Raw genomic sequence first — 5,796 nt, forward strand, 5'->3', positions numbered from 1 at the left:
GGCAATTCATGTGGTTCCAACCTAAACAACATGATTTGATCCAAGTATTTCCTCCGTCAATTGTCTTATACATCCGGGTTGTGTCTTGCCAGATATTTTCATCTACATCAATTGTAATATAACCGACTGTGTCGTTGAGAAACTGAACATCGCTGACGGGCAGAGTGTCGTTGACATTTTTCTGTGTCCAGCCCAACAAGGGGGCCGCAAAACCGGAAAGTGCGATCAGCAATAAACTGATTTTCAAGATTTTCATAATCCCTCCTGAAAAGAAGTGAAAAAATATATTTTGCCTTTAAAATCAAAATTCAGTCGCGCTTTATCCTATATTTCCTTGATTTGATTATTTTTCTTCTCTCGGACTGAACTGTACAGTCCACGCTCCTGTCATTCCCTCGACTTCTACAGGTATCGTTATAAATATCTCTTCACCCACGGCAAGCTTGGCAAGTGGAACGTAAAACTTGAATCCTCCGCTTTCGACTGCACCGACAGCAAAATCCGGATACTCCCATTGCAATTCATGACCGTCAACGGAAAAATTCTCCCAATACCGGAAATAAATGGTTTCGGTAATTGGTATGATTGACATATCGTTTCCTGTCTTATTTTCATCAAAATCTTCACTGAAATACATTTCCTTGGTCAAAAGCTCCAGAAAAGGGCTGAATTCTCCAGTTCCCGAAACAGATTGTGGAGCGACCTCTTTTTCGGGAGCTTCCCACACAGAAGCTATTTCATAGCTTTCGATCTTTCCGGTTCCGTTTATTTGCGACATCGGTATTACGCCGTGCGATCTCGTCGGACCCGCTGAGACTTCAAACCATGCATCGAAAGCCGGAGATGGCGAAGGTCCGAATTTAACATCTTCAAACCTTCCTATGGAAGTGTAATTGCTGAATCCACCCTGCTCTCCGTAACAGCTGGTCTGCCTGTTGTAAGTCAAACCGATAATTATGTCGTATCGGGCTGAGCCCCCGAAAACAGTTTTCTCCCCGTAAACAGAACCGAGAGGTACAATGATTAGTAAAAACACTGATATCAATGTTCGCATTAGTTCTCCTTTCATTCTTTATGTAATTGAAATTTAAAACAACGGGCAGGAAAATATTTTCCTTTTTAGAAGTCTGATATATTTATTTTACAACTAAATCTCAATAATTCAAACTTAATCGAATAAAATAAATTTTTTTTACTCCCTTAAAGCCTCCCATAAACTGCAACCCGATTTATATAGCAATGGCAATGGATTGCATAAACTGATTCATCTGCATTTCCGCCGCGCCAAAACCTCAAAAACCTTTTTGATTATTATTGTCCGCAGAAAAGATATACAATAAAGGAAAAGGGAGGATAAAAATGAAATTATTGTTTTTTTCTGCTTTTATTTTTCTGAATCTCAATGCAATTGCTCAGCTCACGGAAGGACTTTATGAAAGTTCGGAAGATTCCTTCAAAAAGAATTTCTACCTGTATGTCCGAAGCGACAGTGCAACTATTTACGGATGGGATTTACTTGTCTTTGTTGACACATCGGCAACGGACACCATACATTATAAAGCTATCGCCGAATTTTCAATGTTGGACAGTTCATATATCTCAATGAATTTCGAAAATCATGAATTTTCAAGAAAATCGTTTTTATCTGAAAATTTCGACAGCACGGACATAATCGCTGATAATGATTCAGGGTTAATTTTCCCGTACGTAAACATGTTCGGAGGAATTAAGGACGGTAAATTATTTTTGTATGCAATTAAATTCACCTACCTGAGCAACACGGATAATTTTATATTTGAACTTCAAACCGACAGCTTGTCTTCAGATCCGGATTTATGAACTCCACGAATAAGACATTGCATCAGATTTTATATCGAAGATTCAAAAGTGTTGGATAAATTGGTAAAATTCATTATGCTTTTGCCGTCCGCTTTGCTATTTTTTGTGACAATCCATGGTTTGAATCCAACCGACAGCACTTACGCTATAAAATCCCTCGGCGAATCATATCCCGAATTCTTCGAACCAGATTACGATACCGCAGGCTTGATTCAGTGCACGGCATTGCTCAAAGAAGTGTATCCGACCCAAAAACGCAGACAGTCCTTTGTATTCACTTTCGAAGTCATCGAAGGAATGGCTGATTCGATGACTTACGATGGAATGATCTCCGTCGAACTCTGGAACGATGCGGCAGCATGCTTCATGGAGTCCATGGAGTTCGAAGAAGCAGAAGAAGACACCATCAGACCCTCTTTTTACGGCCTGCTTTTCCCCGAGAACGACATACATCTCGTCCTAAAATTACATGAGAAATACAATCCCCGAGATTATTATCTTGAAGATGCTGTTTTAATCAAAGAACCGGATCAAATTCGATGATTCGTCTCACGAAAATTTCAATTTTAAAGGATCATAAAAGTAGTAACCCTGTAATGTAATATAAAAGTCTAATACTCTTAATTATGTTACAAAGAATTCCTGGACTGAAAATCAGGAATTGGACCAAGTAGAAAAATATTTTTGTGTGAAGTCAAGCCGGTAAAATATAAACTTTTCGAATACTCTATTTAACGCCGCAAAAAGATGAAATGACAAATAATGCGGAATAAATGAAATATTAGTTTACAATTCCATGTAATTATTTAACATACTATGATTGAAATTATTTGAAGAATAAAATGGACACAATCAATTATCCATACCGGAAAACCAAATCAGGCATGATAGTCGGTATATTTCTTCTATTCATAGCTGTTCCCTTGTTGTGTTTGTCGTCAACGCTTTTGTCTCTTTTCATCCTCAATCCTTCAGGTTTTCAAGTGCAGGCAAGCAATACTCATTACTGGATTACTCTTTTAGGGATTTTTTTCTTTTTCCTTATAATTGCTTTATTTGGCTTCGTGTTGATATTCGCTGACTTCCGTAGAATGGAAGCTATATTGACCGCTGAGAGTTTTTCCTACGGCCCTCACGGGCATCTTACCACAATTCAACTGGCAGAGATTGCCAGAATAACAGCGAAAACATGTTTTTGGTCTGAATATTCGGATTGGGATATAACTATAGAAAGTATAAACGGACAGAAATTTTCTTTTTCACCCGGTGTCAGCGGTCTTTTTCGAAGGAAATACAAAAGGGGTTTCGACTATCAGACCATTCTTCGGGATATTCTGTCGCGATTGCCTGCAAGAGTACCTGTGGATTCAAGCGTTCGCAAGTTCGCAGAAACCGGAAATATTCCCTGACATGACATTATTTTTTAATAAAGCCAGCCAAAAAACCGCCGGCTATGGCTGTCGCCATGCCGACGAAAGTCCAAATATTCAGTCCGCCGATAAAACCCAGAGTGAGCCCTGTCAGGGCGGTGACTATACCCGTCAGAACGCAGACCGAGGAAGCGTTTTTCTTCATTTTTACAGTCGCAATGATGCCGCCGAGAAAAGCCCCCAAAACCATGCATACTGCAGTTATCATATCTACGGATCTTTCTGCAAAACTGTTTATCACCGCCTGATCAGGTGCGCCCCTGACGGCGAATCCCTGAATTGTCGCATACACCGTAACAGCGATCACAGAACTCAAAAAAACAATGACAAGCGCGACGACTGAACCCAAAATAACTCTCAAAAAATCTTTTCCGGAAATATTAAACCTCATGATCTCTCCTTTTCGGCTTCACCAAGCGTCTATTCCGGGATTTCGTCTGTCGAATCTCTTCTTTTTTTGTTCATCCGTGAGGGCTTTGTATAAGAATTCGTTGAACTCCTGGAGCCACAGTAGCTTGTTATGAGGAGAAATCATCAGATTTCTTCTGATTCTCTCTTCTTCTGTCGGCCAGCCCCAAAAATCTTCTTTTTCAATTTCCATTGAATTCACTGCATATATCTTCGTAGAACATAGGCATAATTTTTGATGATTATAAATTATTATATAATTGTAGATAAATAAAAACACCAATTATTGCAGCCGATCTTATCAAGAAAGACGGATTAAACTCCATTCAGAAAAATATCCTCGACTCAACTGAAATATAAAAATTGTAAGGATTGCCCCTGTTCTTTAAGAGGTCAGAATTCTATTGACTTATTAGGTAATTACATTATAATTACATATAAAAGAGGTTGGTATGAAGATTAATGTGATTCAAATTGGAAATTCCAAAGGCATAAGGCTTTCAAAAACAATATTACGTCAATGCGCTATTCAAAATGAAGTGGATTTGGAAATAAAAGACGGGAATATTGTATTGTATCCTGTCAAAAACAATCCAAGAAAAAATTGGGACAAAAAATTCAAAGAGATGAATAAACACGATCATGATAAACTGATAATTGACGATGTTATTGATTTAAAAACCGATGATTGGACATGGTAATAAACCAATATGATGTTTTCCTGATCAATTTAGATCCAACAATTGGTCATGAAATAAAAAAATCAAGACCTTGTCTGATTATCTCTCCAAACGAAATGAATCTAAACATCAAAACCATCATAATCGCTCCTATGACAACAAAATCAAAAAAATATCCAACAAGGATTAGTATAAATTTTCAAGGGACAATGGGTTGGATTGTTTTAGATCAAATTAGAACAGTTGACAAACTAAGGTTAATTAAAAAACTCGGAAGAATAAAAAATAAAACCATAAAGGAAATAAAAAAAACAATACAAGAAATGCTGGTCGATTAATTTGAGTCACAACATTCTGATGTCATGAGACCGGACAAGGGAAAATTTTACTACACAGCCTACGACAAGAGGTATAAGTCAGTCTATTCACAGGGAGTTGACTACTGGAGCAGTTTTCCTGAAGTCATCGAGGGTGTTAAAACTGTCCTCACCTCTTTATTACCTGTAGATTCCACTTCTGATAACATTAAACTGATTGAATTAGGATGCGGTGAAGGGTACATTGCCGGTCATATTTCAAAAATGGGAATAAAATACACGGGCATAGACATATCCGAGACAGCTGTCAGCAAGGCTAAAAAAAGATATGACGACAAGAACATTGAATTTATTTCAGCCGACATGACAGTTTGCCGGGAAATAAAAGAAAATGTTTTCGATTTCGCATTGGACATCAGTTCGCTTCACATGCTGGTCACAGATGACGACCGTGACAAATATTTGAATGTTGTCAGTCGAATAGTCAAACCTGGCGGAACAGTAATTTTCTTAAACGAATCATGCCGGGAAGATTCAATAGACTGTCGAATTGAAACTTATGAACAATGGCTCTCTATTTCGGGGACGGATGTCGACAGTCCTGAAAGATGGACTGCTTTTCAAAACGGTCTTCCCATAAACATCGTTATTCCGAGGATTGCTTCAAGGTCAAAGTCACTGAACCAATACAGGCAAGAAATTTTTTCGCACGGTTTTCAGGATTTTACCGTCCTATCACACAACGAATCGTCAATTTCTTTCAAAGTGAAAAATCCATACACCTGATTCTATTTTTTCGGATATCTAAATTTGATAAAGTTGCATCCTTGAATTAAATGTTACTCGTCAAGACCTGGCACTATACCAATAATTCATTGACTTATTAAGATAACGTGTTATTCTATATGTAAAATTAATATCTGATAATACCTTCTGGGGGCATTTATGGTAATAAATAATACATCATACCGTTTAGGACCGATAGAAACAAAGATAATAGCGCGGTTGACTTATGAAAAAAAACTTTTAGTTTCAGCAGAGGATTTAGATACACTCTTTAATCTTTCGGCTGTAGATCGCGCTAAAGTTGTTTCGCGACTTAAAAAGAAAAATATTTTGATA

10 protein-coding genes are annotated in these 5,796 nt (G+C 37.7%); 6 read left to right on the forward strand and 4 right to left on the reverse strand.

The window, feature by feature from the left end; translation table 11 throughout:
- Together JXL83_00005 and JXL83_00010 are read right to left on the reverse strand one after the other, a co-directional pair.
- A partial coding sequence (locus JXL83_00005; GenBank protein MBN2362494.1) for a hypothetical protein occupies positions 1-256 on the reverse strand: 256 nt, incomplete at its 3' end.
- Between the two features lie 87 nt (positions 257-343).
- Complete coding sequence (locus JXL83_00010; protein ID MBN2362495.1) at positions 344-1,054, reverse strand: hypothetical protein; 711 nt, start codon at positions 1,052-1,054, stop codon at positions 344-346.
- A gap of 305 nt (positions 1,055-1,359) precedes the next feature.
- On the opposite strand from JXL83_00010, the gene JXL83_00015 reads away from it, so the two are divergent.
- The 3 genes from JXL83_00015 to JXL83_00025 all read left to right on the forward strand — a co-directional run bounded on the left by JXL83_00015 (position 1,360) and on the right by JXL83_00025 (position 3,248).
- On the forward strand, positions 1,360-1,839 hold the full coding sequence (locus tag JXL83_00015) for a hypothetical protein (protein ID MBN2362496.1): 480 nt from the start codon (positions 1,360-1,362) through the stop codon (positions 1,837-1,839).
- A 75-nt stretch (positions 1,840-1,914) separates the two neighbouring features.
- Positions 1,915-2,382 carry a hypothetical protein gene (locus tag JXL83_00020; GenBank protein MBN2362497.1) on the forward strand — a complete coding sequence of 156 codons (468 nt, stop codon included), beginning with the start codon at positions 1,915-1,917 and terminating at the stop codon, positions 2,380-2,382.
- 299 nt (positions 2,383-2,681) lie between these two features.
- Positions 2,682-3,248, forward strand: coding sequence for a hypothetical protein (locus JXL83_00025; GenBank protein MBN2362498.1), 567 nt, complete (start codon positions 2,682-2,684; stop codon positions 3,246-3,248).
- Between the two features lie 7 nt (positions 3,249-3,255).
- Here JXL83_00025 and JXL83_00030 read toward each other — a convergent pair whose 3' ends face one another.
- Entirely contained in the window at positions 3,256-3,660 is a 405-nt protein-coding gene (locus JXL83_00030) for a hypothetical protein (GenBank protein MBN2362499.1), read from the reverse strand.
- A gap of 18 nt (positions 3,661-3,678) precedes the next feature.
- Positions 3,679-3,870 carry a hypothetical protein gene (locus JXL83_00035; GenBank protein ID MBN2362500.1) on the reverse strand — a complete coding sequence of 64 codons (192 nt, stop codon included), beginning with the start codon at positions 3,868-3,870 and terminating at the stop codon, positions 3,679-3,681.
- Between the two features lie 259 nt (positions 3,871-4,129).
- On the opposite strand from JXL83_00035, the gene JXL83_00040 reads away from it, so the two are divergent.
- From JXL83_00040 to JXL83_00050, 3 genes are read left to right on the forward strand one after another with little or no spacing between them, the layout of a single operon-like run.
- The gene (locus JXL83_00040) at positions 4,130-4,378 is read left to right on the forward strand and encodes an AbrB/MazE/SpoVT family DNA-binding domain-containing protein (protein MBN2362501.1); all 249 of its coding nucleotides are present in this window, start codon (positions 4,130-4,132) and stop codon (positions 4,376-4,378) included.
- Positions 4,372-4,695: a type II toxin-antitoxin system PemK/MazF family toxin gene (locus tag JXL83_00045; GenBank protein MBN2362502.1), complete on the forward strand. Its 324-nt coding sequence runs from the start codon at positions 4,372-4,374 to the stop codon at positions 4,693-4,695. The genes JXL83_00040 and JXL83_00045 overlap by 7 nt, the downstream gene beginning before the upstream one ends.
- Before the next feature lie 24 nt (positions 4,696-4,719).
- The gene (locus JXL83_00050) at positions 4,720-5,460 is read left to right on the forward strand and encodes a class I SAM-dependent methyltransferase (GenBank protein MBN2362503.1); all 741 of its coding nucleotides are present in this window, start codon (positions 4,720-4,722) and stop codon (positions 5,458-5,460) included.
- Positions 5,461-5,796 lie beyond the last annotated feature (336 nt).

It is taken from the genome of candidate division WOR-3 bacterium (genome assembly GCA_016934535.1).
Classification (GTDB): domain Bacteria; phylum SDB-A; class SDB-A; order SDB-A; family SDB-A; genus JAFGIG01.

Bases quoted from the DNA above. Each gene is read 5' to 3' on its own strand.
- JXL83_00010 (MBN2362495.1), bottom strand. From the start codon at position 1,054: ATGCGAACATTGATATCAGTGTTTTTACTAATCATTGTACCTCTCGGT.
- JXL83_00015 (MBN2362496.1), top strand. From the start codon at position 1,360: ATGAAATTATTGTTTTTTTCTGCTTTTATTTTTCTGAATCTCAATGCA.
- JXL83_00020 (MBN2362497.1), top strand. From the start codon at position 1,915: ATGCTTTTGCCGTCCGCTTTGCTATTTTTTGTGACAATCCATGGTTTG.
- JXL83_00025 (MBN2362498.1), top strand. From the start codon at position 2,682: ATGGACACAATCAATTATCCATACCGGAAAACCAAATCAGGCATGATA.
- JXL83_00030 (MBN2362499.1), bottom strand. From the start codon at position 3,660: ATGAGGTTTAATATTTCCGGAAAAGATTTTTTGAGAGTTATTTTGGGT.
- JXL83_00035 (MBN2362500.1), bottom strand. From the start codon at position 3,870: ATGGAAATTGAAAAAGAAGATTTTTGGGGCTGGCCGACAGAAGAAGAG.
- JXL83_00040 (MBN2362501.1), top strand. From the start codon at position 4,130: ATGAAGATTAATGTGATTCAAATTGGAAATTCCAAAGGCATAAGGCTT.
- JXL83_00045 (MBN2362502.1), top strand. From the start codon at position 4,372: ATGGTAATAAACCAATATGATGTTTTCCTGATCAATTTAGATCCAACA.
- JXL83_00050 (MBN2362503.1), top strand. From the start codon at position 4,720: ATGAGACCGGACAAGGGAAAATTTTACTACACAGCCTACGACAAGAGG.